This is a genomic window from Proteus penneri (assembly GCF_022369495.1).
Classification (GTDB): Bacteria; Pseudomonadota; Gammaproteobacteria; order Enterobacterales; family Enterobacteriaceae; genus Proteus; species Proteus penneri.
Map to the genome: position 1 here is coordinate 2,150,066 of NZ_CP059690.1, position 25,962 is coordinate 2,176,027.

21 protein-coding genes are annotated in these 25,962 nt (G+C 37.9%); 8 read left to right on the forward strand and 13 right to left on the reverse strand.

Features of this window, described 5'->3' with window-relative positions; all coding sequences use genetic code 11:
• Nucleotides 1-257: 257 nt before the first annotated feature.
• Nucleotides 258-1,457 carry an NO-inducible flavohemoprotein gene (gene hmpA / locus H1225_RS09830; RefSeq protein ID WP_161671457.1) on the forward strand — a complete coding sequence of 400 codons (1,200 nt, stop codon included), beginning with the start codon at nucleotides 258-260 and terminating at the stop codon, nucleotides 1,455-1,457.
• Between the two features lie 92 nt (nucleotides 1,458-1,549).
• On the opposite strand, the gene H1225_RS09835 is transcribed toward hmpA, so the two are convergent.
• The 7 genes from H1225_RS09835 to purL all read right to left on the reverse strand — a co-directional run bounded on the left by H1225_RS09835 (nucleotide 1,550) and on the right by purL (nucleotide 12,936).
• Entirely contained in the window at nucleotides 1,550-2,197 is a 648-nt protein-coding gene (locus H1225_RS09835) for a hypothetical protein (protein WP_006533461.1), read from the reverse strand.
• Nucleotides 2,198-2,457: 260 nt separating this feature from the next.
• Nucleotides 2,458-2,796: a nitrogen regulatory protein P-II gene (gene glnB, locus H1225_RS09840; RefSeq protein WP_006533462.1), complete on the reverse strand. Its 339-nt coding sequence runs from the start codon at nucleotides 2,794-2,796 to the stop codon at nucleotides 2,458-2,460.
• Nucleotides 2,797-2,811: 15 nt separating this feature from the next.
• Nucleotides 2,812-4,428, reverse strand: a complete 1,617-nt coding sequence (locus H1225_RS09845; protein WP_072063248.1) for an NAD+ synthase — start codon at nucleotides 4,426-4,428, stop codon at nucleotides 2,812-2,814.
• Between the two features lie 73 nt (nucleotides 4,429-4,501).
• The gene (glrR, locus tag H1225_RS09850; protein WP_072063249.1) at nucleotides 4,502-5,839 is read right to left on the reverse strand and encodes a two-component system response regulator GlrR; all 1,338 of its coding nucleotides are present in this window, start codon (nucleotides 5,837-5,839) and stop codon (nucleotides 4,502-4,504) included.
• A gap of 11 nt (nucleotides 5,840-5,850) precedes the next feature.
• Nucleotides 5,851-6,906, reverse strand: a complete 1,056-nt coding sequence (qseG, locus tag H1225_RS09855) for a two-component system QseEF-associated lipoprotein QseG (protein ID WP_237611935.1) — start codon at nucleotides 6,904-6,906, stop codon at nucleotides 5,851-5,853.
• Nucleotides 6,906-8,354, reverse strand: coding sequence for a sensor histidine kinase (locus H1225_RS09860; protein WP_072063251.1), 1,449 nt, complete (start codon nucleotides 8,352-8,354; stop codon nucleotides 6,906-6,908). Before H1225_RS09860 ends, qseG begins: the two co-directional genes overlap by 1 nt.
• Before the next feature lie 691 nt (nucleotides 8,355-9,045).
• Complete coding sequence (gene purL / locus H1225_RS09865; protein WP_239739104.1) at nucleotides 9,046-12,936, reverse strand: phosphoribosylformylglycinamidine synthase; 3,891 nt, start codon at nucleotides 12,934-12,936, stop codon at nucleotides 9,046-9,048.
• 264 nt (nucleotides 12,937-13,200) lie between these two features.
• Between purL and mltF the strand changes: the two genes are divergently transcribed.
• From mltF to H1225_RS09895, 6 genes are all read left to right on the forward strand, one after another.
• Nucleotides 13,201-14,661, forward strand: a complete 1,461-nt coding sequence (gene mltF / locus H1225_RS09870; protein ID WP_006533474.1) for a membrane-bound lytic murein transglycosylase MltF — start codon at nucleotides 13,201-13,203, stop codon at nucleotides 14,659-14,661.
• Between the two features lie 807 nt (nucleotides 14,662-15,468).
• Entirely contained in the window at nucleotides 15,469-16,017 is a 549-nt protein-coding gene (locus H1225_RS09875) for a fimbrial protein (protein WP_006533475.1), read from the forward strand.
• 174 nt (nucleotides 16,018-16,191) lie between these two features.
• Nucleotides 16,192-18,678: a fimbria/pilus outer membrane usher protein gene (locus tag H1225_RS09880; protein WP_109399844.1), complete on the forward strand. Its 2,487-nt coding sequence runs from the start codon at nucleotides 16,192-16,194 to the stop codon at nucleotides 18,676-18,678.
• A gap of 30 nt (nucleotides 18,679-18,708) precedes the next feature.
• A complete protein-coding gene (locus H1225_RS09885; protein WP_161671453.1) occupies nucleotides 18,709-19,473 on the forward strand; it encodes a fimbrial biogenesis chaperone in 765 nt (254 codons plus the stop codon).
• A 25-nt stretch (nucleotides 19,474-19,498) separates the two neighbouring features.
• Nucleotides 19,499-20,572: a fimbrial protein gene (locus tag H1225_RS09890; RefSeq protein ID WP_006533482.1), complete on the forward strand. Its 1,074-nt coding sequence runs from the start codon at nucleotides 19,499-19,501 to the stop codon at nucleotides 20,570-20,572.
• The gene (locus H1225_RS09895; protein ID WP_109847738.1) at nucleotides 20,572-21,120 is read left to right on the forward strand and encodes a fimbrial protein; all 549 of its coding nucleotides are present in this window, start codon (nucleotides 20,572-20,574) and stop codon (nucleotides 21,118-21,120) included. Before H1225_RS09890 ends, H1225_RS09895 begins: the two co-directional genes overlap by 1 nt.
• A gap of 8 nt (nucleotides 21,121-21,128) precedes the next feature.
• Here H1225_RS09895 and tadA read toward each other — a convergent pair whose 3' ends face one another.
• Nucleotides 21,129-21,659: a tRNA adenosine(34) deaminase TadA gene (tadA, locus tag H1225_RS09900; protein ID WP_006533484.1), complete on the reverse strand. Its 531-nt coding sequence runs from the start codon at nucleotides 21,657-21,659 to the stop codon at nucleotides 21,129-21,131.
• A gap of 354 nt (nucleotides 21,660-22,013) precedes the next feature.
• On the opposite strand from tadA, the gene H1225_RS09905 reads away from it, so the two are divergent.
• Nucleotides 22,014-22,274, forward strand: a complete 261-nt coding sequence (locus H1225_RS09905) for a YfhL family 4Fe-4S dicluster ferredoxin (protein ID WP_072063256.1) — start codon at nucleotides 22,014-22,016, stop codon at nucleotides 22,272-22,274.
• Nucleotides 22,275-22,314: 40 nt separating this feature from the next.
• Here H1225_RS09905 and acpS read toward each other — a convergent pair whose 3' ends face one another.
• The 5 genes from acpS to rnc form a co-directional block, all read right to left on the reverse strand.
• Entirely contained in the window at nucleotides 22,315-22,695 is a 381-nt protein-coding gene (gene acpS / locus H1225_RS09910) for a holo-ACP synthase (RefSeq protein ID WP_072063257.1), read from the reverse strand.
• Nucleotides 22,695-23,426, reverse strand: coding sequence for a pyridoxine 5'-phosphate synthase (gene pdxJ / locus H1225_RS09915; protein ID WP_006533563.1), 732 nt, complete (start codon nucleotides 23,424-23,426; stop codon nucleotides 22,695-22,697). Before pdxJ ends, acpS begins: the two co-directional genes overlap by 1 nt.
• 72 nt (nucleotides 23,427-23,498) lie before the next feature.
• Entirely contained in the window at nucleotides 23,499-24,236 is a 738-nt protein-coding gene (gene recO, locus H1225_RS09920) for a DNA repair protein RecO (RefSeq protein WP_006533564.1), read from the reverse strand.
• A 9-nt stretch (nucleotides 24,237-24,245) separates the two neighbouring features.
• Nucleotides 24,246-25,154 carry a GTPase Era gene (era, locus tag H1225_RS09925; protein ID WP_072063259.1) on the reverse strand — a complete coding sequence of 303 codons (909 nt, stop codon included), beginning with the start codon at nucleotides 25,152-25,154 and terminating at the stop codon, nucleotides 24,246-24,248.
• A complete protein-coding gene (gene rnc / locus H1225_RS09930; RefSeq protein ID WP_072063260.1) occupies nucleotides 25,151-25,831 on the reverse strand; it encodes a ribonuclease III in 681 nt (226 codons plus the stop codon). The genes era and rnc overlap by 4 nt, the downstream gene beginning before the upstream one ends.
• Nucleotides 25,832-25,962: the final 131 nt, after the last annotated feature.

Here is a 25,962-nt window from a genome sequence, read left to right on the forward strand (position 1 = left end):
AATACGCAATCGTTTGCCATCCAACTAAAACAGCACATTATTACTTTTTAACAACCTCATTTTATCCTGTGCTTATTCCTCTTTTTGAGGCACATCTCGCCTTATTTTGCAAACACCCCGCATCATTCTCTAAGAATTGAGATTTTTTGTTAAAAAATAAAAACAGAGATTTACAAAATAATCAAAAAGAGATAAGTTGCATATAAAATACAATTTATAAATATTCACAATAAACTGAAAAATTTTCAGGAGCAATTATGTTAGATGCACAAACTATCGCGTCAATTAAATCAACAATTCCTCTCATTGCTAAAACAGGCCCAGCATTAACCGCCCATTTTTATGATCGAATGTTTTCTCGTCATCCAGAGTTAAAAGATATTTTCACCATGAGTCATCAGAACAGTGGCGCACAACGTGAAGCCTTATTTAATGCGATATGCGCTTATGCAACGAACATTGAAAACTTAACTACCATTTTGCCTGCCGTTGAAAAAATTGCACAAAAACACGCTAGTTTAAACATTCTTCCTGAACACTATCCCATCGTCGGTGAAAATTTATTAGCAACCATTGATGAGATGTTTAGTCCCGGACAAGAAGTGCTAGATGCTTGGGGAGCGGCTTATCAAGTATTGGCAGATGTCTTTATCAAACGCGAAGAGCAAATTTATCAACAAAAAGAACAAACAAATGGAGGTTGGAGAGGATTACGAAACTTTAAAGTTAAACATAAAGTAAAACAAAGTGATGTCATTACCAGCTTTGAATTAGCTCCTGAAGACGGCCTTGATATTACACCTTATCAAGCTGGACAATATTTAAGTCTTTATATCCGTGATGAACGCCTTGAGAACCAAGAAATACGTCAATATTCATTAACTCAATCTTCAAATAATAAAACATACCGCATCGCAGTCAAACGCGAAGAGAAAGGTATTTTATCGAATTTTCTTCATGACCATATTCAAGAAGGGGATATTTTACAAGTCGCCGCACCAGGGGGCGATTTCTATTTAGATGTGTCACCAACAACGCCAGTAACCTTAATTTCAGCAGGTGTGGGTTTAACACCAATGCTGTCTATGTTACACACACTTTCAACTCATCAAGCAAATATTAATTGGTTACATGCGGCTGAACACGGCGGTGTTCATGCTTTTAAAGATGAAGTTAATCAAGTCGGCAATCAGCTTTCACACTATCAACAAGCAATATGGTATCGCACGCCACGTGCTGAAGACGTGCAAAATAAAGATTATCAATTCAAAGGATTAATGATATTAAAACAAGTTGAAGATTGGTTAGCTATTCCTGATATGCAATTCTATTTTTGTGGTCCATTACCTTTTATGCAATCTGTTGCTAAGCAGCTTATTGAACTGGGTATTAATAGCGAAAAACTTCATTATGAATGTTTTGGTCCGCATGCCGTTATTACGCAAGATTTGCAGTAAAAACACCTTCATTAACATTCAATTTTAAATTAAATAAAAAAGCGCTGTAGCATTATATTATCAGCGCTTTTTTAGGTTATTTCACTACCTTTTTATGATCGATATTTATTTTCAATCGCTGCGGGAATTACATGCTCTTTAGCAGAAAAACCGTACCAAATAACACTAATTAAACAGAGTGTATAACCAAATAACTCACTTCCCTCTTCCACCATATTTTTAACGGCACGGTTGTAATCTTCACCTAATAATTTATGCCAAAGTATTCCCATGCCAAATAAACGAGAAAACAATAAAATACATAACAGGCCAGCAACTAACATTCCATGGCTTGGATGAGTAATAAAATGAAATAAGCCTTTTAATGTTTTCTTGCCTTCTCTAATTGCAATGGCAATAGAAACAAATGCTACCGTTAGAGCAAACCAAACCCAAGATCCGTGTGCAATCTGATCAAATACACCATCTAATTCACGAATTAAAATACACAAGAAAAACCCCATAATAAGCGTGAATGCTCCCCGTTGTTCACTTTTTTGGCACACTTTAACAAAAAAGAATAAGCAAATAATAGCAACGATAATTTCTTGGGCTAATTCAGTTACCGACGTTTCAGAAATACCATTATCAAAAACCAAAATATCAAGAAAAATAAATCCCGTAGTGATAGCGATTAATACTGCTGCACATAAAAATAAAGCGAGACGCTTTAATAAATAATTAAACACTATTTTGCCCATACCTTAATAATTTTTAATATTGATGATAATAACTTTACTTAAAAGTTATTGAATAACATTTTGTGCCTTAAAATTCACAAAAAATAGTAAAATAAATTGTTCTATATCATCAATAGACTTGTATAAGATATAAATAGCATTATAGGCAAAACATTAAAAAATTAATTATGTACAAGAAAAAGAAAAAGCCCGATATCTTGATTAAAAATATCGGACTTAAATAAAAATGAATAATAAATTATTTGGCTTAAGTTAATTAATTAAATAGCCTCTTCGTCTTGCTCGCCAGTACGAATACGAATAACACGATTCACATCAAAAACAAAAATCTTACCGTCACCAATTTTACCTGTTTGTGCTGTTGTCATAATTGTATCTACACAGGTTTCAACAATTTCATCAGAGACAACAATTTCAATCTTTACTTTAGGTAAAAAATCGACCATGTATTCGGCACCGCGGTAAAGCTCTGTATGCCCTTTTTGGCGACCAAAGCCTTTTACTTCTGTTACGGTCATTCCCGTGATACCCACTTCACCCAGTGCTTCTCTTACATCATCTAATTTAAACGGCTTAATTATCGCTTCAATTTTTTTCATCGTATTATCCTGCTATTACCAGTTGTGGCGACCAAAACCGCTTGTAATTGGGTATCTGCGATCTTTACCAAAATTACGACTTGTAATACGTGGCCCGACAGGGGCTTGACGTCGCTTATATTCATTAATATCGACTAATTTTATCACTTTACGGACGGTTGCTTCATCAAATCCTGCTGCAACTAAGTCAGATACAGATTTATCTTGCTCAACATAGCCTTCAAGAATAGCATCCAGAATGTCATAAGGAGGTAAATTATCTTGGTCTGTTTGTCCTGGTGCAAGTTCTGCTGATGGTGGTCTATCAATAACACGCTGAGGAATAGCGGGTGAAAGTGTGTTTCGATATTTAGAAAGCTCAAAAACTAACGTTTTAGGGACATCTTTTAGTACATCAAAACCCCCCGCCATATCACCATACAATGTAGAATATCCCACTGCTGATTCACTTTTATTGCTTGTAGTTAACACTAAACGACGGCGTTTATTCGACATTGCCATCAAAATAACAGCACGACAACGTGCTTGTAGATTTTCTTCTGTGGTATCTGCGGCAGTATCTTTAAACATAGGAGCAAGCTGAGCCATAAAAGCATCAAACATCGGTTCAATAGAAACAGTATCAAACTCAACACCTAATAAATCTGCTTGTTCTTTCGCGTCATGAATACTCATTTCTGAAGTATAACGGAATGGCATCATAACGGCCTGAACACTCTCTTTGCCTAAGGCATCAGCTGCGATAGCAACCGTTAATCCAGAGTCAATACCACCAGATAAGCCTAGAATTGCCCCTTTAAAGCCGTTTTTAATTACATAATCACGCGTTGCAAGTACTAACGCTTGATAAACTTGTGCTAAAGGTGAAAGTTCCGGAGCAGGATCTACCATCGGAATAATATTCAACTCGTCGAATTCAACGATAGTGGTTTGTTCATCAAATGCAGCTAAACGATGGGTAATAGCACCGCGCTCATCAAATACTTTTGAACAACCATCAAATACCAACTCATCTTGACCACCAATTTGGTTAAGATAAATCACGGGAAGGTGTGTTCTTTGGCAATGTTCTTTGATTAGCTGTGTACGTACATGAGGTTTTTCACGGTTATAAGGTGATGCATTAATAGATAAAACAAGATCAGCGCCCGCTTGTTTTAATGCATCAATAGGTTCATTGATCCAAATATCCTCACATATTAATAAACCTAAGTGGTAACCCTTAAATGGTACCACACAGCGCTCATTTCCTTGTTGGAAATAACGCTTCTCATCAAACACACCATAATTAGGTAATTGTTGTTTGAAATAACGCGCTTGCAATTCACCTTTATAAAAAAATGAAAGTGCGTTGTAAATTTTGCCGTTTTGCCACCAAGGATGTCCAACCACAATCGCTGTTTTTTTACTTGCTTGTTCTAAACGCGTAAGTTGTGTTTCACAACGCTGTTGGAAATCAGGACGAAATAGCAGATCTTCAGGAGAGTAACCACATAAAGCCAACTCAGAGAACATGACCAAATCAGCCTCTTCTTGTGCTTTAATGGTAGATAACATGCGTTCGCAGTTACCTTCAATATCGCCAACAACCCAATTAAGTTGAGCCATGGCGAGTTTTAGTTTACGACTCATAAAAATTAGTCTCTCCGCTATCTTCCGCATAAAAGGAAAATTAGTTTAAAAATATATTCGTTATCTGAAAAGGTTATTCCTTAAAATCATTCGCATCTAGCTCATGACGAGATAACAATTTATAAAACTCTGTTCGATTGCGTCCAGCCATACGCGCGGCTTGAGTCACATTGCCTTTTGTCATTTGCAAAAGTTTTCTCAAATAGGTCATTTCAAAATGTCCTCTAGCTTCTGCAAATGTCGGCAGTGCCGTATTTTCACCTTGTAATGCCTGTGTGACAAGCGCTTCACTAATCACAGGTGCTGTTGTTAACGCAACACATTGCTCAATAACGTTAACCAATTGACGCACATTACCCGGCCAACTTGCTGTCATTAAGCATTTCATCGCATCGGTTGAAAAACTTCGAACAAAAGGCTTATGGCGTTTAGCCGATTCACGTAGTAGATGATTTGCAAGAACGGGAATATCTTCGGCTCTCTCACTTAATGTCGGTATACGTAAGTTAACCACATTTAAACGATAGAATAGATCTTCACGAAATTCATTACGTTCCATCGCTTTAGGTAAATCACGATGCGTTGCAGAAAGAATACGTACATCAATATCAATATCGCGATTACTGCCTAATGGACGAACTTTTCGCTCTTGTAAAACACGTAATAACTTAACTTGCAATGCCATTGGCATATCGCCAATTTCATCTAAAAATAATGTGCCGCCTTCAGCTGCCTGAAATAGACCTTCACGACTACTCACTGCTCCTGTAAAAGCGCCTTTCGCATGGCCAAATAATTCAGACTCTAGAAGTTGCTCAGGTAAGGCGCCACAGTTAATGGCAATAAAAGGTTTTTTCGCTCTAGGACTGGCACGATGAATAGCTTGAGCAAGCACTTCTTTACCTGTGCCACTTTGACCGTTAATAAGTACACTGACATCAGATTGTGCAACTAACTTTGCTTGCTCTAATAAACGTAGCATTTGCGGGCTACGTGTCACGATATCTTTTGACCACTCTTCATCTGAAACAATAGTCACAAGCTCAAGTGCTTCATCAATCGCTTTATAAAGTGCATCTCTATCAACGGGTTTAGTTAAAAAACTAAATACACCTTGCTGCGTTGCAGCCACTGCATCAGGAATAGAGCCATGGGCGGTAAGAATGATAACAGGCATACCTGGTTGCTGGCGTTGTATTTCAGCAAACAGCGCCATACCATCCATTTCATCCATTCGGAGATCACTAATAACAAGATCTATTTTTTCTTTTAAGAGAAGTTTTAGTGCTTCTTGTCCACTTTCAGCGGTGAAGATATGAAAACCTTCACTTGTTAATCGCATGCCAAGTAACTTTAATAACCCAGGATCGTCATCGACAAGTAAAAGATTTGCTGATTTATGGCCAGCCATGCACATTCTCCTTATTTAGAACCTGCTTCAGTCGGTTTTGAGCTTTGCGTGTCAGTATCAGTTTTGACTGGTTCTGATCTTACCGCCTCAGATTTCGTTGATTCGGCTTTCGTAGACTCTGGTTTTGAAGGCTCTGGTTTAACCGCTGTGGCAGAAGGTTGTTTTTCCTCACCCTTTGGCTTATCTGTTATCGATTGTGTCGAAACCGGTTTTTCAGTCGTTTTTTCAACAACAGTTTTTTCAGTGGTAGTTTTCTCTGCATTCACTTTTTCTGTTTCCGCAGATGTTGCAGTTGCGCTCTCAGCTAAATCTTCATTTTGCGATAACGAATCAACAGAACCACTCTGTTTTCTATTCGATAACTGTCGTTCAATTTGGGTAAGGCTCTCAAGCTTTTTCAGCGTGACACTCAGTTCATGTTGTAACGCATTATTCTCTTTTCTTAGCGCATCAATTCTATTATCTGTATCTGTAGTTAAACGACGATAGCGATTCTTTTCTTCAGCTAAAGAGAGAATGAGTGTTTGGTTCTCAATCCATATCGATAATAGAACCCGCATAGAACTCGGAAATTGTAATTTATAGCTTTCTAATAACACTAATTGTGTTCGACGTTCGGCAATCGTCATTCCAGCACGTTCTAATAGAATACTTTTATAAAATGCATCATCCCAACCAGTGATGATAACATTGCTTGCTTGGCGTTGTGCTTCAGTCGTCATTATGCGGTTTGTACATTCAATAACACGTAACCAATAAAGTGCGTTATTAATGCCTTCATCATAAAATGAGCTTAAGGTTTTACATTCAGCCCAACGATAATCAATCGTTTTTTGTTTAACAACGGGAATTTCTTGCTCAGGCTCTAGTGTATTAGTGAGCGACTTTGGTGTACACCCTGAAAGAACCAGTGGAAGCATAATAAACAAGAAACATTGCTTCCAATTTAATGCGATTTTTCTAGTTGATGCAGGGGCCATAAATAACCATTCAATACCAAGCATCTTCTTATTTATTTTTTTATATTCATGATGAGGAGATGCTTGTTTTTGTGACCTGATTTGCATTATTTAATCTCAGAAAGTAGCGGTAATTCAATACGAAAACAGACATCAGCATAGTCAGAAGGAACAACACTTAATTCACCTTCCATTCTTTTGATACAGTCATGAGCAATACTCAAACCTAAACCACTTCCTTTGACAGCCCCTTTACGTAGCAAAGAACCTTGGAAAAAGGGTTCAAAAATCATTTTTTGTTCAGATTCAGGGATCGGTGTTCCTTTATTGGCTATATCAATAACTATTTTCTGTTCAACTTGATAACTAGAGATCCAGATATTACCTGATTCGGCACCATAGTGCACCGCATTCGAATAGAGATTGTCGATAACTCGTGATAATAATGTCGCTTCTGCTCGACATTTTGTCAGATTAAGTGAAATTATCGTTTTAATCTCTTTTGCTCTGGCAGGTAAGCTGTGTGCTAATACCACATCATTCACTAAATGAGTTAAATCGACCTCTTCAATTTGCTGAGGAACCTCAGAAAGTTTACGATTATAATCAAGTAGTTGTTCAATTAATAACTGTAACTGTTTACTACTATTATCAAGAATAGAAACCACTTCTTTTTGATCGAGCGTTAAAGGACCCGCAACTTCATCGGCTAATAATTCAGTACCTTCCCGCATACTAGCAAGTGGCGTTTTTAACTCATGAGAAATATGACGTAAAAACTCATGACGTTGTGATTCAAGCCATGCTAATCGTTCACTTAACCAAATAATGCGTTGAGCTAACGATCGCAGTTCTCGCGGTCCTTGAAAAGAATCCAAATTGTTACTAAGCGTTCGACCTTCACCTAATCGGTTGATCATCTTTTCAATCCCTTTAACAGGACCAATAATCATTCGAGTAAATAGCGCGATGAGGATCAAGCTGAAAACAAAAACGATAAGGCTTTGCCAACCGAAATAGCGTCCTTTCTCAGCAATTGCCATTTGAAGTTGTTCACCGCGACTAAAAATAATCTCTTTGGTTAAGACAACAATACGATTATTGGCATAAGAGAACTGCTCAAGAGCTTGTTGCATCTCTTTCGTAGGCTCACTGCTTTCACACTGAATAGACTTTAGCTTTTCAAGTGAAGAATTAAGCACGTCGGCTTCTTTAGATGAAGAAAGTGGAATTATGGTTTGCTGTAATGTTGAGAAAAGTTTGGTGTATTGCTGATAGCGTTGTTGGTACATATCATCATCAGTCTTATCACGTAAAACACAATAACGACGATAGTTTCCTTCCATCTCAATAGCTAAATTTCGCATAACTTCACTGCGTTCAGTATCGGCCAATGCATTTTTATTAGTAATTGCTGCTTGATTACTTAATTGATCGAGACTTTGATAAGCTTGATAAGCAAGGACAAGTAAAGGTAATAGCACCATCCAAAATGCCATTATCACGAGCTGTCTTAAAGAACGAGGAAAAATACGCCACTTTTTCAATGAAATCATCTCAACACCTATTAGAGTAATGCGATGCTACATGACTTGATAACAAGAAAAAAGTCCGACATTAGGAAAATCAGGCAAGAGAACAAACACAATAGAGGAAATGCGACAGGCTCTAGAAGTGGGAGAGCGGAATATCTTATTGAGATATTCCGCTCGTCAATATTTCATCTCTTTTTTCTCTAAAAGAGAATGAAGGTGGTGCCTCACTCCACGTGTCGCCCTGTGTTTGATAAGGTCCGAAGACGAGTATCATGATGTTGGACGGTAGGCACCTTACTCTGGCGTCATTCCTGGCTTATGTGGTATGTTCCCACCCATTATTGTGGACCGACATAAAAAGTTGAATGAGCAACTGATTTATATAATGCACAAGGCGTGCCAACCTTCAAAGTAATTGTTTAATATATTGAAAAATAACAAAAAATAAAAACAACCCTCTGATATTTTATGTATAACTCTTTTTTATCTAGTTATAAAACAACCAAGCTGTCTCCATATCCAGACAGAGTTACCCTAAATTTTATAATTACTTATATTTCAATAATATATATGTCGCCAAAAGGAGACACATAAAATAGTGAATGTCGTCGTTTTTACACAACAATAAATAATTCTTTTATTATCAATGAAATAAAGCCTCTAACAATGTAGAGGCTTTATTTGTTTATCACTAAGACAAGATGACTTTTGATTAATCAAATTGCTTTCTTGCATTACGGAATAATCGCATCCAAGGGCTGTCTTCGCCCCAGTTATCTGGATGCCAAGAATTACTAATTGTTCTAAACACGCGTTCTGGGTGAGGCATCATAATGGTTGAACGACCATCTTTTGTCGTAACAGCAGTGATCCCTTTAACTGAGCCATTAGGGTTTAATGGATATTGTTCTGTTGGATTACCATAGTGATCGACAAAACGTAATCCCACTAAATTTTGAGCTTCTAGTTGTGCTAATTGCTCTGCATCACGGAATTCAGCAAAACCTTCACCATGAGAAACTGCGATAGGCATTTGCGAACCCACCATACCTTGCAGTAATAACGATGGACTTTCTGTCACTTTCACTAAACTAAAACGTGCTTCAAAACGCTCAGAACGATTGCGCACAAAACGAGGCCACAAATCTGCACCCGGAATAAGTTCTGATAATGTTGACATCATCTGGCAACCATTACAGACCCCAAGGGATAAGGTATCTTGGCGTTCAAAGAATTGAGCAAATTCATCACGTAAGCGAGAGTTAAATAAAATAGACTTCGCCCAACCTTCACCCGCGCCTAATACGTCACCGTAAGAGAATCCACCACACGCCACCAGCACATCAAAATCACTAAGTGAACGTCGTGAGGAGTGTAAGTCACTCATATGAACATCAATAGCATCAAAACCCGCTCTGTCAAAAGCAGCCGCCATTTCAACATGAGAGTTGACGCCTTGCTCCCTTAATACCGCAATACGAGGACGGCTTCCTGTTGCAATATAAGGTGCAGCAATATCTTCATTTGGATCAAAGGTTAAATTCACATTTAACCCCGGATCGTTGAGATCTTGTTTTGCTTGATGCTCTTCATCTGCACACTCAGGGTTATCGCGTAAACGTTGCATTTGCCATGTTGTTTCTGCCCACCAAAGACGCAAGGTACTGCGTTTTTCATTATAAACTTCAGTTTCACGGCTTTGGATAATAATGGCGTCATTTTCTGTTGCTTGACCTAAATAGTGTAAACAATCCGATAAGCCATATTCAGCAAATAATGCTTCAACAGCCTCTTGATGTTCAGCACTAATTTGGATCACGCCACCAAGCTCTTCATTAAAGAGTCCAGCTAAAATATCTTCATCATACGCACTGATATCAACATGTAAGCCACAATGGCCTGTGAATGCCATTTCTGCAAGAGTGACAAATAATCCACCATCAGAACGATCGTGATAGGCCAACAATTTGCGCTCATTAACCAATTGTTGCATTACATTAAAGAACTGTTTTAACTGCTCAACATTACGAAGATCTGCCGCTTTTTGGCCGAGTTGACGATAAACTTGTGCTAGTGCCGTCGCACCTAATGCGTTATGCCCATTTCCCAAATCAATTAGATATAGGCGATTTCCTGCTTGTGTTGATAATTCAGGTGTCACTGTTTTACGCACATCTTCAACACGAGAAAATGCCGTGATAACTAAAGATAATGGAGAAGTAACCTCTTTGGTTTTCCCATCTTTATCTTGCCAACGCGTCTTCATTGACATTGAATCTTTGCCCACAGGAATAGTAATGCCTAACTCTGGACATAACTCTCCACCAATGGCTTTCACTGCATCATATAAACCCGCATCTTCACCAGGATGGCCTGCTGCCGACATCCAGTTAGCCGAAAGTTTAATACGATTAAGCGCTTCCACATCACAACCCGCCATATTTGTTAACGCTTCGCCGACAGCCATACGTGCAGATGCAGCAAAATCTAATAGTGCGATTGGCGCGCGTTCACCGATCGACATTGCTTCACCATAATAGCTATCTAATGTTGCTGTGGTAACAGCACAGTTAGCAACAGGAATTTGCCAAGGACCAACCATTTGATCTCGCGCAACCATACCCGTTACTGAACGGTCACCAATGGTAATTAAGAAGGTTTTTTCAGCAACAGCAGGTAAATGAAGAACACGATATATGGCATCTTTTAAATCAATATCTTTACGATCTAGATACACACCTTCTGTTTTTTGTGATTTCACATCACGTAACATTTTAGGTGCTTTACCTAATAATATGTCCAATGGCATATCAATAGGTTTATTATCAAAGTGTGTATCGTTTAATACTAATTCACGCTCTTGCGTAGCTTCACCAATTACAGCATAAGGTGCTCTCTCACGTTGGCATAACGCATCAAAAAGAGGCATTTTTTCAGGTGATACCGCCAATACATAACGCTCTTGAGATTCATTACACCAGATCTCAAGTGGGCTCATACCCGGTTCATCATTAAGAACATCGCGTAATTCAAAACGACCACCACGACCCCCATCATTGACTAATTCAGGCATTGCATTCGAAAGGCCACCAGCACCAACGTCATGAATAAATAAGATTGGGTTATCGTCACCTAATTGCCAACAACGGTCGATAACTTCTTGACAACGACGTTCCATTTCTGGGTTATCACGTTGAACAGAAGCAAAATCTAAGTCCGCATCAGATTGGCCTGATGTCATAGAAGAAGCTGCACCACCACCAAGGCCAATGTTCATAGATGGTCCACCAAGTACAATCAACTTAGCACCAACAGTAATTTCACCTTTTTGTACGTGATCTTCACGAATATTACCAATTCCCCCTGCTAACATGATTGGTTTATGGTAACCGCGAATTTCAACGCCATTGTGACTATTAACTTGTTCTTCATAAGTTCTGAAATAGCCTAGTAATGCCGGACGACCAAACTCATTATTAAATGCTGCACCACCTAATGGGCCTTCGGTCATAATATCTAATGCATTAACAATTCGCTCTGGTTTGCCAAAATCTTCTTCCCAAGGCTGTTCAAATCCAGGAATACGTAAATTAGAAACCGAAAATCCAACTAGACCCGCTTTAGGTTTTGCACCACGCCCCGTTGCACCTTCATCTCGAATTTCACCACCAGAACCTGTTGCAGCCCCTGGCCAAGGTGAAATCGCCGTTGGGTGGTTATGTGTTTCCACTTTCATCAAGATATGTACGGGTTCTTGATGATAATGGTAATGCCCTTTCTCAGCATCAGGATAAAAACGCCCTGCCACAGAGCCTTCCATTACAGCAGCATTATCCTTATAAGCAGACATGACATAATCAGGCGTTTGCTCAAACGTATTTTTAATCATTTTAAATAATGATTTATCTTGAGCTTTACCATCAATTATCCAATCTGCATTAAATATTTTGTGGCGACAATGTTCAGAGTTGGCTTGTGCAAACATATAAAGCTCAACATCAGTTGGATTACGTTGTAAGCGGTTAAATGCATCGACTAGGTAATCAACTTCATCATCTGCCAGCGCTAATCCCATTTCGATATTCGCTTTTACCAGTGCATCCTTGCCTCTTGCAAGAACATCAATCGTTTTTAGTGGTGCTGGCGTTTGCTCGGCAAAAAGTGCATTTACATCTTGATAATTTAAGAAAATGGTTTCCATCATTCGATCATGAATAAAACCATAAAGTTGTTGCCACTGAGTGTCTGTCATCGTACCGCATTCAATAAAGTAAGCGATACCACGTTCAATTCGGACAACCTTGGCTAAACCACAATTATGTGCAATATCTGTCGCTTTAGAAGACCAAGGTGAAATTGTTCCTGGGCGAGGCGTAACAACTCGCATTTCCCCAACAGGCTCATGTTCTGTTAATGAAGGCCCATAATGCAGTAGTTGACGTAATTTAATTTGGTCATCTTCAGATAACTGCCCTTCCACTTTCGCGAAATGGACAAATTCCGCGTATATACTTTGTACAGGAAGAGCATTTTCCTGACATAGAGTGAGTAATTTATTAATACGAAACGCGGATAAAGCGGGGGAGCCACGCAGGATTTCCATAGTATTGAGTTCTCTCTTTTAGCAGCTAGCCTGATCAATCATTCAGGGGAAACTCGCCTAGTATAATAGAATAACCGTCCAGACGAAACCGTTTGCGTGAACAAAATAACGGCATTTAACTTAGAGTGTTTTAATGATTAATTGGTGTAATCAAGTTGCGTCTTGCCAATATGTTAAGCAAAATGCTCGATTACTGGAAATTTATCCATGTTAAAATGACGATTTTACACACAACAATAAACAACGTTAACGAGAACCAACCTATTGAATAATATAAGGATAAACTATTTCGTTATCGTTATCATAGCGCTCTTTTCAGCGGCCATTATCGCATTGAATATTACATGGCCAGATAGGCAAAAAGCGCAGATAAATAAGATTTTATCTCGTGGTGAGTTAAGAATTAGTACGATACCTTCACCATTGATAACGATGAACGATAAAAAGGACCCCGTAGGTTTCGATTATGAATTAGTTAAACGCTTTGCAGACTACTTAGGCGTGAAACTTGTCGTTAATATGCGGACAAATATCAACCAAATGTTTGATGATCTGGAGAATAATAAAGCTGATTTTATCGCCGCCGGATTACTTTATAATCAAGAGAGATTAGATAAGACACGCAGTGGCCCTGCTTACTTTTCAGTTTCTCAACAGCTCATTTACCGTAAAGGGACATTAAGGCCACGTAGCTTTGATACGTTAGATGGGCGCCTTGTTGTCACGGCTGGCTCTGCTCATGCAAGTTTATTGCGAACATTAAAAGAGACGCAATATCCCGAGCTTGAATGGGAAGAATCAGATAATCAGACGACCTCACAACTGCTAGAAGCATTATCTGAAGGCAAAATAACCTATGTGTTAGCAGACTCAATCAGTGTTGCAGTACAACAACGCATTCATCCAAATGTTGCCGTAGGGTTTGAAGTCACGGAAAGCCGACCATTAACATGGTATTTGCCGGATAGTGAAGATAACAGCTTATATGCGGCGATGCTTGATTACTTTAATCAATTATCTCAAGAAGATGTATTAGCAAGACTTGAAGAAAAGTATTTTGGCCATGTGGGTTCGTTTGATTACTTCGATACTATCTCTTTTATTACGGCGATAGATTCTGTTTTACCAAACTATCAGCCCCTTTTTGAAAAATATGCAGATACTTTCGATTGGCGGTTATTGGCAGCTATGGCATGGCAAGAATCACATTGGGACCCTCATGCTACATCACCAACTGGAGTGAGAGGATTAATGATGTTAACTCGTCCCACGGCATCAAGTATGGGCGTTACTGATAGGCTTGATCCTGAAGAGAGTGTTCGAGGTGGAGCGCAATATCTTAAGCATCTCCTTTCGCGTTTACCAGATTCTATCCCTGAAGATGAAAGAATTTGGTTTGCATTAGCAGCATATAATATAGGATTTGGCCATATGCTTGATGCCAGAAGACTTACTGAGCAACAAAATGCCGATCCTGACAGTTGGCTAGATGTAAAATCAAGATTACCTCTACTTAGCCAAAAGAAATATTATGAAAATCTCCCTTATGGCTATGCCAGAGGGCATGAGGCTTATCGCTATGTTGAAAACATTCGACGATATCAACTCAGCCTTGTTGGTTACCTTCAAGCCAAAGAGAGCAAAAATAAAATATTATCTAAAGATCAAGAGGATGATGAAGAACAAGGAAGCTCACCGTTGACTCAAGATATGGCTTATCAATAATTTTTTGTACTTAAAAACAACCAATTAAACAGCATAGCCTCTTTTATAGAGGCTTATTTATTTCATTTCTCTATTGAAAAATCTTTCCTGTCATAAAGTAATCCCTAAATTAATATTTTCTTAATACTAAGAATTGTTACATTTTTTCAAGTTTTTTTTCCAAAAAATAGGGAAAACTCATGTGTTAAAAAATGTAACACTCATTAGTAAAAACACTCAGCCAATGAGTAAATTGTATTTAAAATAACCTAACTAGTCATTTTAAGAGTATCAGAATAGGTAAAATATAAGAAAAAATTAACTTAAATACGTAGGAATTATCTCATTAGTTATTATTCATTTTATGATTATTGTTTTGTTAAAAACTTTTTTTTCGTCAAAAATTAACTCAACCACTTCTTTATTAACATCTAACTTATTGAATTATATATATTATGATAATCTATAATTGTTTTTATTAATTTTCTTAACCTAATGTTAAGAACCTTACCTTTTGTAAAGTTAAAATAATGTTAATTATATTGTCTATTAAATTTATCTGCCTGATAAACTTTTTAACCCATAAAGAGAGTAATAAAAATAATAAACCTATACAAAACTCTATTAATATGGAATAGGCGAGATTAAATATGAAAATTGAGGAAATCAACAAAACGTTATATCAAACAGAGCACCTTTATTGATATCATATAAACCAGTCATTATTCGAAACAACTCGAAATATAATGCAAATCAATTTTTATATTCCGACATTAATATTATTTTCTACAAGTAATAATACGCACGATCTTCAAGGGATTATTTATAATGAAACTGAGTAAAATTGCTTTAGCTGCTGCTTTAGTATTTGGTATTAATTCTGTTGCAACTGCTGAAACTCCTGCACCAAAAATTGGCGCAACTAAAGGCGAAATTCAATTAAAAGGTGAAATTGTTAATTCAGCTTGTGGATTAGCCGCTTCTTCAAGCCCTGTTATTGTTGACTTCAGTGAAATCCCAACTTCTGCATTAGCAAATATGCAGAAAGCAGGTAACGTTAAAAAAGATATCGAATTACAAGACTGTGATACTACCGTAGCAAAAACAGCTACTGTTAGCTATACACCAAGCGTTGTTAATGCAACAAATAAAGACTTAGCTTCTTTCGTATCTGGCTCAGCTTCTGGCGCAGGTATCGGTTTAATGGATGCTGGCAGCAAATCAGTAAAATGGAACACAGCAACAACACCTGTACAATTAGTTAATGGCGTTTCTAAAATCCCATTCGTTGCTTACGTTCAAGCTGAATCAGCTGACGCTACTGTAACTCCTGGTGAATTCCAAGCCGTTATCAACTTCCAAGTTGATTATCAGTAATCGTTTTATTTATTTTAATTAATTAAATAATAAATTACTGCATTAACGCAGGGGATTTCCTCTGCGTTAAATTTGATAAAACACTTCAATTTAATAAGAATAAAATAAAAATTAATTAAATAAATATTCATTATTTAATTGGTTTTTATTTTATTAATAATTAGGCGTTTATTCATGTTAATTTCTTTTTTTCACAGCACAATATGGAAAAACATTTGTGCCATTTTGCTATTGTGCTTAACGTTTGTCGCTAAAGCCGAGCAAGATGATTCTGTGGAATTTAACATTCATATGCTAGATGCCGAAGACAGAGATAATGTCGATTTATCTCGTTTTGCAACCTCTAATTACATCATTCCGGGTATCTACTACTTAGATATCCGTATAAACGGCCGTGATTTCCCTCGCCAAAACATTAATTATGTTGAAGTGAAACCCAATTACTCCATCGCTTGTATTGACCCTACTCTTCTAAAAAAATTAACAGTTAACGAAGAAAATCAAAAATTTATCGAAGAAATCTCACCAGATTGTTTCGATATTAGTCAATTACCGGGTATCTCTATCAAAAATGATGGTGGTGTTCTCGATATTGTTATACCTCGCTCACTAATGAAGTATGAAGATACGGATTGGACGCCACCTGAATTGTGGGATCCGGGTGTATCTGGGCTATTAGTTGACTATACCTTAACAGGGACATCGACACGTCCTAATAAAGGTAATAATAACAATTCATTGACAGGATATGGGCAAGCAGGGATTAACCTTGGTGAATGGCGATTACGTGCTGAATATCAAGGAAATTATTCATCTGAATACTCATCAAACAATAGTTTTGATTGGAATCAGATTTACGCATATAAACCATTACCTAACCAAGCAGCAAAATTAACGCTTGGTGAAACTTATTTAAACTCCCAAGTTTTTGATAGTTTTCGTTTTACAGGCGCCAATATACAAAGTGATGAAAGAATGTTGCCCCCGTCTTTGCAAGGTTATGCACCTGAAATTCATGGTATCGCAAACACTAATGCTAAAGTAACGGTAACGCAAAATGGTCGCTTAATTTATGAAACCACCGTACCTGCGGGCCCTTTTGCTATTAAACATTTACAAGATACGGTACAAGGTCAATTAAATGTCAGAGTTGAAGAGCAAAACGGTAAAGTAAACGAATTCCAAGTACAAACAGCCAATCTACCTTATATGACTCGCCCAGGTTCAGTGCGCTATAACACATCAATCGGTCAGTCATCACTCAACAACCATAAAATGCAGGGGCCTGTTTTTTATCAAGGCGATTTTTCATGGGGTATGAACAACACATGGTCACTGTATGGCGGAGTTTTGTTAACAGTTAAAGATTACAATGCGTGGTCATTAGGCTTAGGTCACGATATGGGACGTTTAGGTACCCTTTCAGGTGATATTACTCAATCTTATAGCAAAACCTATGATAATGAGAATATCAACGGGATGTCATTCAAACTGAACTACGCTAAAACATTCGATGAGTACCATAGTACGATTACTTTTGCTGGTTACCGTTTTTCAGAGAAAACATTCCGCTCTTTCTCTCAATATATAGATGAGCGTTATAACAATATTAATAACAATGGTTATGAAAAAGAGATGTATACCATTACAGGTAACAAAACTTTTTGGGCTGATGATATTGAAAAATCGACAACACTTTATCTATCTTATCGACACCAAAACTATTGGGATAAAAATACACAAGAACAATATGGTGTTACGGTAAGTCGCAATTTTTCTATTATGGGTATAGAACAAATTAATACTAACTTATCAGCATTCCGTACTCAGCATAAAGGAAATACTGATGACAGTATTTCTTTCAATATTTCAGTTCCATTAGGAAGTAGCAAAAGCCTTGGTTATAGCTTGCAAGACAGTAACGGAAAGGTGAACCAAATGGCCTCTTATTCTGATAATAGCAATTATAATAATCTATGGCGTATCCGAGCTGGTTTAAGCTCAGATAATAAAGCGAATACTGATGGTTATTATCAATACCGCTCGCAATATGCAGAAATTAATGCCAATGCAAGCTATCAACAAGATAACTATGTTGCTGTAGGTGCAACAGTAAAAGGCGGATTTACAGCTACTCGTCAAGGTGCTGCATTACATAGTAGCAGCATGACATCGAGTACAGCTCGAATGATGGTTGATACAGATGGCGTTGCAGGTGTGCCATTTAATAATCAAAGCACAACAACCAACCTATTTGGTATTGGAGTATTAACTGACTTAACCAGTTATAACAATGTTGATGCTCGTATTGATGTTGATAAAATGGATTCAGATATTGAAACACATAAAGCCATTACTTCTGCAACGTTAACTGAAGGTGCGATTGGCTACTATAAATTTCCTGTTCGACAAGGTGAACGCCTAATGGCTATCTTACGAACTGTCGATCAAGCATACCCACCATTTGGTGCCGAAATTACCAATAAAAACGGTGAAAATATGGGAATGGTAATGGAAGATGGTTTAGTTTATATCGCTGGTGTTAACCTTAATGAATCATTAAACGTGATTTGGGGTGGTAAAACCCAGTGTACGATTACAATTCCAGCCGTAATTAACGATCCACTAAAACGTGAATCATTATTATGTCAGGGATTTTAATGAACAAAATGAATTACTAGAGATAATTGTATGAACTCATTCAACACACTCAAAACGCTTTTTTGTGGCTCATTAATTGCACTCAGCATAGTGGGTACGACTCAAGCGGGCGTGTCATTAGATAGAACTCGCGTTGTGCTTATGGGCAACGAAAACTCAGCAAGCGTAAACTTAAAAAATACTAGCCCTGATATTCCTTTTTTAGCGCAATCATGGGTTGAAAATGAACACGGACAAAAAATCGCATCTCCTTTAGTGGCGTTACCGCCCTTACAGCGTCTTGATGGTGACCAAAAAGGTGTTGTCAGAATTACCAAAACAGCAGAAATTGGGCTTTTGCCACAAGATAGAGAATCATTGTTTTATTTAAATGTTCGTGAAATTCCTCCGGCACCAAAACAAGCGAATGTGTTGCAAATGGCAATGCAGTCTCGCATTAAATTATTCTACCGCCCAACTGCTATTATTCCTGAAAAACCGGGCATGATTTGGCAAGACCAATTAGTATTTAAAAAACAAGGTAATCAATTTATTGCCGAAAACCCAACACCTTACTACATCACAATTATTGGGCTTTCTAATAAATTGAATGGTGAAGATAGCGATAAGTTAACCACTTTTCCTGGTTTAATGGTTGCGCCTAAATCATCACTGGAAATTCCAGTTAAAACGAGTAACGTCAATCAATTTTACATGATGTATGTAAATGATTACGGTGGGCATCCAGAATTAAAATTTGTTTGCCAACAAAATAGCTGTAAAGCAGCACCGAAAGACCAACAACCAAAATATTAATTAACTTGACGCCGGTAGGAATAAAATGCAATTAAATAAAAAAAACATTCATTCCAAATCAGTAATGCTATTTTTTACCGGCATTTTCTCATTAATGCCAATTTCAGCTATGGCTTATCTACAAGGGGAGGTAACAACCAATGGCGGACCTAATATTTTTTATGCTGCATTAGATAACACAACGTTCCCTAATAATCGAGCAGGTGAAACAACGACGGTTAGATTTTCCTTGCCAGATCGCTATGATGGTACGGTACATTGCCCTAGCACAAATATTGATAAAAGAGCATTAACTTACTTTAAAGCAACAACCGACTTAATTCCTGTTGGTGGCAATTTTTATCAATTAAATGAATACGTAGATGTTCGTATTAAATTTGAAATTTGGGGTCCAGATCCTCTCCCTACAGTCCCTTTTGAAAATAAAGAAAACAAAAGAAATAATCTGCAAGGTTGTACAAGACCTAATTCTCCCAAACCTCATATCGCATCAGGTAGCAGTGGAGAACTTACTTTCCGTTTAAGAAAACCGATTATTAACGGAGTAAGCTTAAATGGTCAATCTCTTGCACAAATGTATGCCATGGTAAGCTACAGAAACAAGCCGACAGAATATGGTAACGAACCTATATCTAAACTGATTATTACATCAGGGATCATCACAACTGAAGATAAATGTATCTTTAATAACGGTTCCCCAATTACCTTTGATTTTGGCAATGTTGGTAATACTTCTGACTATTTGAATGGCCAAAACTACAAGATCACACGCAATATTCCAATAAAATGTGAAGGTGGTAGTTTTACTAATCCTAACAGTCGAATTATGTTTAAAATTCAAACAGGAAGCTCAGGTATCGCTAGTTTTAATCCTAATTATCTTGGTACCACAGGACCTGTAGATAGGACAAATTTGGGGATTGTTTTAAGAGACAAATCAGGAGCGATTGTGCCACCTAATCAATATTTTTCTGTCGGGAAGCTGAATAATTTTAAAGGTAATTGGGAAGTTACTGCGGCTCCCATTGCAAAAACAGGTAGCAAAATTACAGAAGGCGAGTTTTCAGCACATGCCACATTAGTTGCGGAGTTTATGTAATGGGAACTCCAATAATAAAATCTGCTATTTCTCTTTTATTATTACTATCACCTTCTGCCTTTGCTGCTACAGAGCTGATTGGCGGTGATATGGAATTTAAAGGCGTTGTGGTTGCACATGGTTGTACCATAGTTGCTGGTGATGAAAATAAAGTAATCGATTTTAAGCAGATATCCGCCAAAGATCTCTATACCTTTCAAAAAAGTGAACCCGTTGCTTTTAGTATTAGTTTAGAAAATTGCAGCCAAGACATTTATAAAAGTGTCACAATTACACTTGATGGGAAAGAGCATCCGACTATGTCGAATCATCTTGCTGTTGTTGGTACAGGATCTGAAGATCCTAAAAGTATTGGAATTGTATTTACTGATATGCAACGCAATATAATTCAATTAAAAAAACCGAGCTCAACTCAACTTCTTAATAATAAACGTATTCAGTTTAATTTTATGACATATGTTGAAGCATCACCCTCTGCGCTGAAAAATCAAACATTGTTAACAGGCCCTTTCCAAGCACAAGCAACCTATACCCTTAATTATCAGTAAACAGATATCTATTCTTTTGTTGCTTGCTCTGTATTTGCTAAAACAGGACTATTATTTTGCTTTTTAAGTTGTTTCTTTTCAGCCCTTCTCATCTTAAAAAATTGGCTTAAAAGCTGTGAACACTCTTCACCTAATACACCTGAAGTTATCTCAACTTTATGATTCATGCCGGGATGCTGTAAGATATCAATAAATGAGCCCGCTGCACCTGTTTTTAAATCTGAGGCGCCATAAACCACGCGTTTTACACGGCTATGTACAATCGCGCCAGCACACATCACACAAGGTTCGAGAGTAATATAGAGAGTAGCATCGAGGAGACGATAATTTTGCAAATGCTTCCCACCTTTGCGTAATGCCATAATCTCTGCATGTGCTGTAGGATCGTTATCGATAATTGAATGATTCCACCCTTTAGCAATGATTTTATTATCAACGACTAATACCGCACCCACCGGAATTTCGCCTATCTCTTGTGCTTTGTGCGCTTGCTCAATCGCTTTATGCATCCAATAAATATCATCTTTAACTTTATTCACAAGGATATCTCTTCATTATCATATAGCGGGATATTGTACCCTGTTTTCTATTGATAACTAAAGAGATTGTCTTGAATTGTTTATGACAAATATCGTGAAGATTAACTTTTAGTTTCTTCTTCACATAATCTGATAGGTCATTTGAATGATGTTACTTTAGGAAATGCCCTAGAAATGGTAATCTTATCTTCCTTTGCTTATCTCTCACTAAGCAAGAAAATTTAGGCGATATCCCTATTTGAATGATAAAGCACTACTTTATTGGATATAGCAACACAAAACTGATAGATGGTAACATATAAGTGCAAGATATAAGTTACTGAAATTTAATAATTTATATATTAAGTGACTGATATGGCTTTACTAATTACAAAGAAATGCATCAACTGTGATATGTGTGAACCAGAGTGCCCAAATGATGCTATTTCAATGGGGGATGATATTTATGAAATTAATCCTGATCTTTGCACTGAATGTGTAGGACATTACGATAAACCAACTTGCCAATCGGTTTGTCCGATTACCAATACGATCATCACTGATCCTACTCATATTGAATCTCAAGATGAATTATGGGAAAAATTTGTGTTGATCCACCACGCAGATAAGATCTAAATCTTAATCGATGATTTTGTGGGTGATAAATCTAAGAGAGCTATTTTTCTAAAATAACTGTCGCACAAGCATAACGCTGTTCATCAGCAAGTGTTACGTGAACAGAGTTTATCCCCGCTTTCTCTGCCATCTCTTTTGCAACTGCTAAAAAATGCAATGTGGGTTTACCTAACTCATCATTACGCACTTCAAAATGATTAAAAGCCAATCCTAAACGGATACCTGTTCCTAATGCTTTTGCCGCGGCCTCTTTTACTGCAAACCGCTTAGCTAAAAAGCGAATTGGCTGTTTATGGGTTTGATAGATTTCCCATTCCGTTTCAGTAAGGATGCGACGAGCAAGGCGTTCACCAGAACGCCCTATAATATCTTCAATGCGTGATATCTCGACGATATCCATACCTAAGCCAACAATAGCCATTAACGACGCGCTTCTCGCATTAAGCGTTTCATTTCTTCAACCGCTGGTGCTAATCCACTAAATACGGCTCTACCAATAATTGCATGGCCAATATTCAGTTCATAAAGTTCAGGTAATGCAGCAATACGTTGTACATTGTGGTAATGCAAGCCATGTCCTGCATTCACTTTTAAGCCTTTAGATGCGGCATAAGTCACTGCATCACGTATACGCATAAACTCTTTTTCTTGAGCCATTTCATCTTCAGCGTCAGCATAAGCACCAGTGTGGATCTCAATAAAAGGCGCGCCAACACGGTCGGCTGCATTAATTTGTTCATGGTCAGGATCAATAAACAGAGAAACTTTGATACCTGCTAAAGATAAGCGTTTAATGGCATCAGCAACTTTTGCTTCATTGCCAACAACATCTAAACCACCTTCTGTTGTCACTTCTTGGCGTTTTTCAGGTACTAAACAGCAAAAATCGGGCTGAGTTTGACAAGCTATCTCGATCATCTCTTCAGTGACTGCCATTTCCAGATTTAATCTTGTCTGCACTGTTTGGCTTATCAGCATTAAATCGCGATCAGTGATATGACGTCTATCTTCACGTAAATGAATAGTAATACCATCAGCACCAGCTTGTTCTGCAATAAAAGCCGCTTGAACAGGATCGGGATACGTTGTGCCTCGGGCATTACGAAGGGTGGCGATATGGTCAATATTAACACCAAGTAGAATATCAGACATGCTCTTCTCCTGAAAAATAACGTTGCATTACCTTAGTTTACACATTCCATTGAGAAGAAAAAGACAATATTACTATTCTGCCTTCAATGCTTTTTCCTTTGGGGATTTTTTAATGGCAAATTGTCTAAAAAGTTCTCTACTTTTTAATGGTTTTCCGCCTAAGTAAGGCTTCAATGCCATTCGAGTAAACCTTTTTGCCGCTTTTAATGTTTCAACAGTAGGAAATTCTCGACTAGCTAAGGATTTTAATTCAAATCCAGTAAAACTATTATGATCAACCACCAAACTCGCAATAAAACCTTTTTCTTCCCGATAACGATAGGTCATTGAATCGGAAACAGGCTCTCCACTTCCGGCACAATGCAGAAAATCTAAGCCATAGCCAAGCTGTGTTAATAACGCAAGTTCAAAGCGTCTTAGTGCGGCTTCGGGTGTGGTTTCGCTAGCAGCAAGAATTTGCAAGCAGGAGAGGTATTCAAAAAAAAGTACACTGTAAGACGTACCATTTTCTAAAACCCGAGACAATAACTCATTAAGATACAAGCCACTGTATAGTACAGAGCCTGTCAGTGGTAATGCTAAAGAGATAGGTTCAGCATCACGAAGTGTTTTTATTTCTCCTCGCCCACTCCAACGAATGAGCAGAGGAGTAAAAGGTTGTAGCGCCCCTTTTAAGGGTGAACGACGGCCTCGCGCACCTTTTGACAAGATGCGTACTCGCCCTTCATTTTCAGTGAAAAAATCGAGTAATAAACTTGTTTCACTGTAAGGTCGAGCATGGATAACGAATGCACGTTGCCAGCCATCCACTTTAGTTACCTACTTTAAATCGTCCACATAGCCGAGACTACGTAAAGCACGCTCATCATCAGCCCAGCCAGCTTTGACTTTCACCCAAAGTTCTAAGTGAACTTTGTTTTCAAATAAGTCTTCCATATCCATACGGGCTTCAGTGCCAATTTTCTTGATTTTCGCACCTTTATTACCAATAACCATTTTCTTCTGGCCTTCACGCTCAACCAGAATTAATCCGTGGATATCATAACCACCACGCTCATTGGTAACAAATTGCTCAATTTCAACAGTGACCGAATAAGGTAATTCTTCACCCAAAAAGCGCATCAATTTCTCACGAATAATTTCTGAAGCCATAAAGCGCTGAGAGCGATCAGTAATATAATCTTCTGGGAAATGATGCGTAGCTTCTGGTAAACAATTACGCACGATTTTGGCTATCGTATCGACATTCATGTCTTTTTCAGCACTGATTGGTACGACATCAAGAAAATCCATTTGTTGGCTTAAAAAACCAATGTGTGGAAGTAACTTGGTTTTATCAATCACGTTATCCACTTTATTAATTGCTAATAAAACAGGGCAACGTAATGATTTTAATTTGTTCAATACCATTTCGTCGTCAGGCGTCCAGTTGGTGCCCTCAACAACGAAAATAACTAATTCAACATCACCAATCGAGCTGCTTGCTGCGCGGTTCATTAGTCTGTTGATGGCTCGCTTTTCTTCAATATGCAAACCTGGTGTATCCACATAAATTGCTTGGTAAGCACCATCTGTATCAATACCCATAATACGATGGCGCGTAGTTTGCGGTTTACGTGATGTAATAGAAACTTTCTGCCCCAGTAATTGGTTCAGTAGTGTTGATTTTCCCACATTTGGGCGACCGACTATCGCAATAAATCCGCAATAGGTTTGTTCTTCGCTCATTCAAGCTCCAGTTGTATTAATGCCTGTTCAGCAGCGGCCTGTTCAGCTTTACGACGACTCGTACCCATCCCTTTGACAGGTTGTTCGATACCGCTTATCTGACAATGGATCGTAAACTCTTGATCATGGGCTTCACCACGAACCTGTACCACATTATAAGAAGGTAATGGTAAGTGACGGCCTTGCAGATATTCTTGCAAACGAGTTTTAGGATCTTTTTGCTTATCGCCTGGACTGATTTCAGCCAAACGATTTTCATACCAGTTTAAAATGATTTTTTCGATATTTTGAATATCACTATCAAGGAAAATTGCACCAATTAAAGCTTCCACCGTATCCGCTAAAATTGATTCACGACGAAAACCGCCGCTTTTTAATTCCCCAGGGCCTAAACGTAGACATTCGCCCAGTTCAAATTCACGCGCTAATTCAGCGAGCGTGTTTCCACGAACAAGCGTTGCTCTCATTCGACTCATATCCCCTTCATCAACACGAGGGAATCGATGATAGAGTGCGTTAGCAATCACATAGCTTAGAATTGAATCACCTAAAAATTCTAAACGTTCATTATGTTTACTGCTGGCACTACGATGCGTTAAAGCCTGTAGTAATAATTCATTTTGCGTAAAAGTATAGCCCAGTTTTTTTTGTAACTGGTTTACTAATAAAGTATTCATGTGCGATCAATTTCCATAACTTAATTTGAAGCACACGCAACAAATCTGTTTAAGACAACGAGATATTACCGGGTTGGATAACAGAACTGTTGCGTTTGCACTGGCTCCTGTGAATAACAGGAGCCAATCAT

Bases quoted from the DNA above. Each gene is read 5' to 3' on its own strand.
- qseG (WP_237611935.1), bottom strand. From the start codon at position 6,906: ATGCAAATCAGGTCACAAAAACAAGCATCTCCTCATCATGAATATAAA.
- H1225_RS09890 (WP_006533482.1), top strand. From the start codon at position 19,499: ATGCAATTAAATAAAAAAAACATTCATTCCAAATCAGTAATGCTATTT.
- H1225_RS09845 (WP_072063248.1), bottom strand. From the start codon at position 4,428: ATGAGTCGTAAACTAAAACTCGCCATGGCTCAACTTAATTGGGTTGTT.
- glrR (WP_072063249.1), bottom strand. From the start codon at position 5,839: ATGGCTGGCCATAAATCAGCAAATCTTTTACTTGTCGATGACGATCCT.
- H1225_RS09875 (WP_006533475.1), top strand. From the start codon at position 15,469: ATGAAACTGAGTAAAATTGCTTTAGCTGCTGCTTTAGTATTTGGTATT.
- purL (WP_239739104.1), bottom strand. From the start codon at position 12,936: ATGGAAATCCTGCGTGGCTCCCCCGCTTTATCCGCGTTTCGTATTAAT.
- H1225_RS09885 (WP_161671453.1), top strand. From the start codon at position 18,709: ATGAACTCATTCAACACACTCAAAACGCTTTTTTGTGGCTCATTAATT.
- H1225_RS09860 (WP_072063251.1), bottom strand. From the start codon at position 8,354: ATGATTTCATTGAAAAAGTGGCGTATTTTTCCTCGTTCTTTAAGACAG.
- pdxJ (WP_006533563.1), bottom strand. From the start codon at position 23,426: ATGTCTGATATTCTACTTGGTGTTAATATTGACCATATCGCCACCCTT.
- acpS (WP_072063257.1), bottom strand. From the start codon at position 22,695: ATGGCTATTGTTGGCTTAGGTATGGATATCGTCGAGATATCACGCATT.
- H1225_RS09880 (WP_109399844.1), top strand. From the start codon at position 16,192: ATGTTAATTTCTTTTTTTCACAGCACAATATGGAAAAACATTTGTGCC.
- hmpA (WP_161671457.1), top strand. From the start codon at position 258: ATGTTAGATGCACAAACTATCGCGTCAATTAAATCAACAATTCCTCTC.
- H1225_RS09895 (WP_109847738.1), top strand. From the start codon at position 20,572: ATGGGAACTCCAATAATAAAATCTGCTATTTCTCTTTTATTATTACTA.
- H1225_RS09905 (WP_072063256.1), top strand. From the start codon at position 22,014: ATGGCTTTACTAATTACAAAGAAATGCATCAACTGTGATATGTGTGAA.
- era (WP_072063259.1), bottom strand. From the start codon at position 25,154: ATGAGCGAAGAACAAACCTATTGCGGATTTATTGCGATAGTCGGTCGC.
- glnB (WP_006533462.1), bottom strand. From the start codon at position 2,796: ATGAAAAAAATTGAAGCGATAATTAAGCCGTTTAAATTAGATGATGTA.
- H1225_RS09835 (WP_006533461.1), bottom strand. From the start codon at position 2,197: ATGGGCAAAATAGTGTTTAATTATTTATTAAAGCGTCTCGCTTTATTT.
- rnc (WP_072063260.1), bottom strand. From the start codon at position 25,831: ATGAATACTTTATTAGTAAACCAGTTACAAAAAAAACTGGGCTATACT.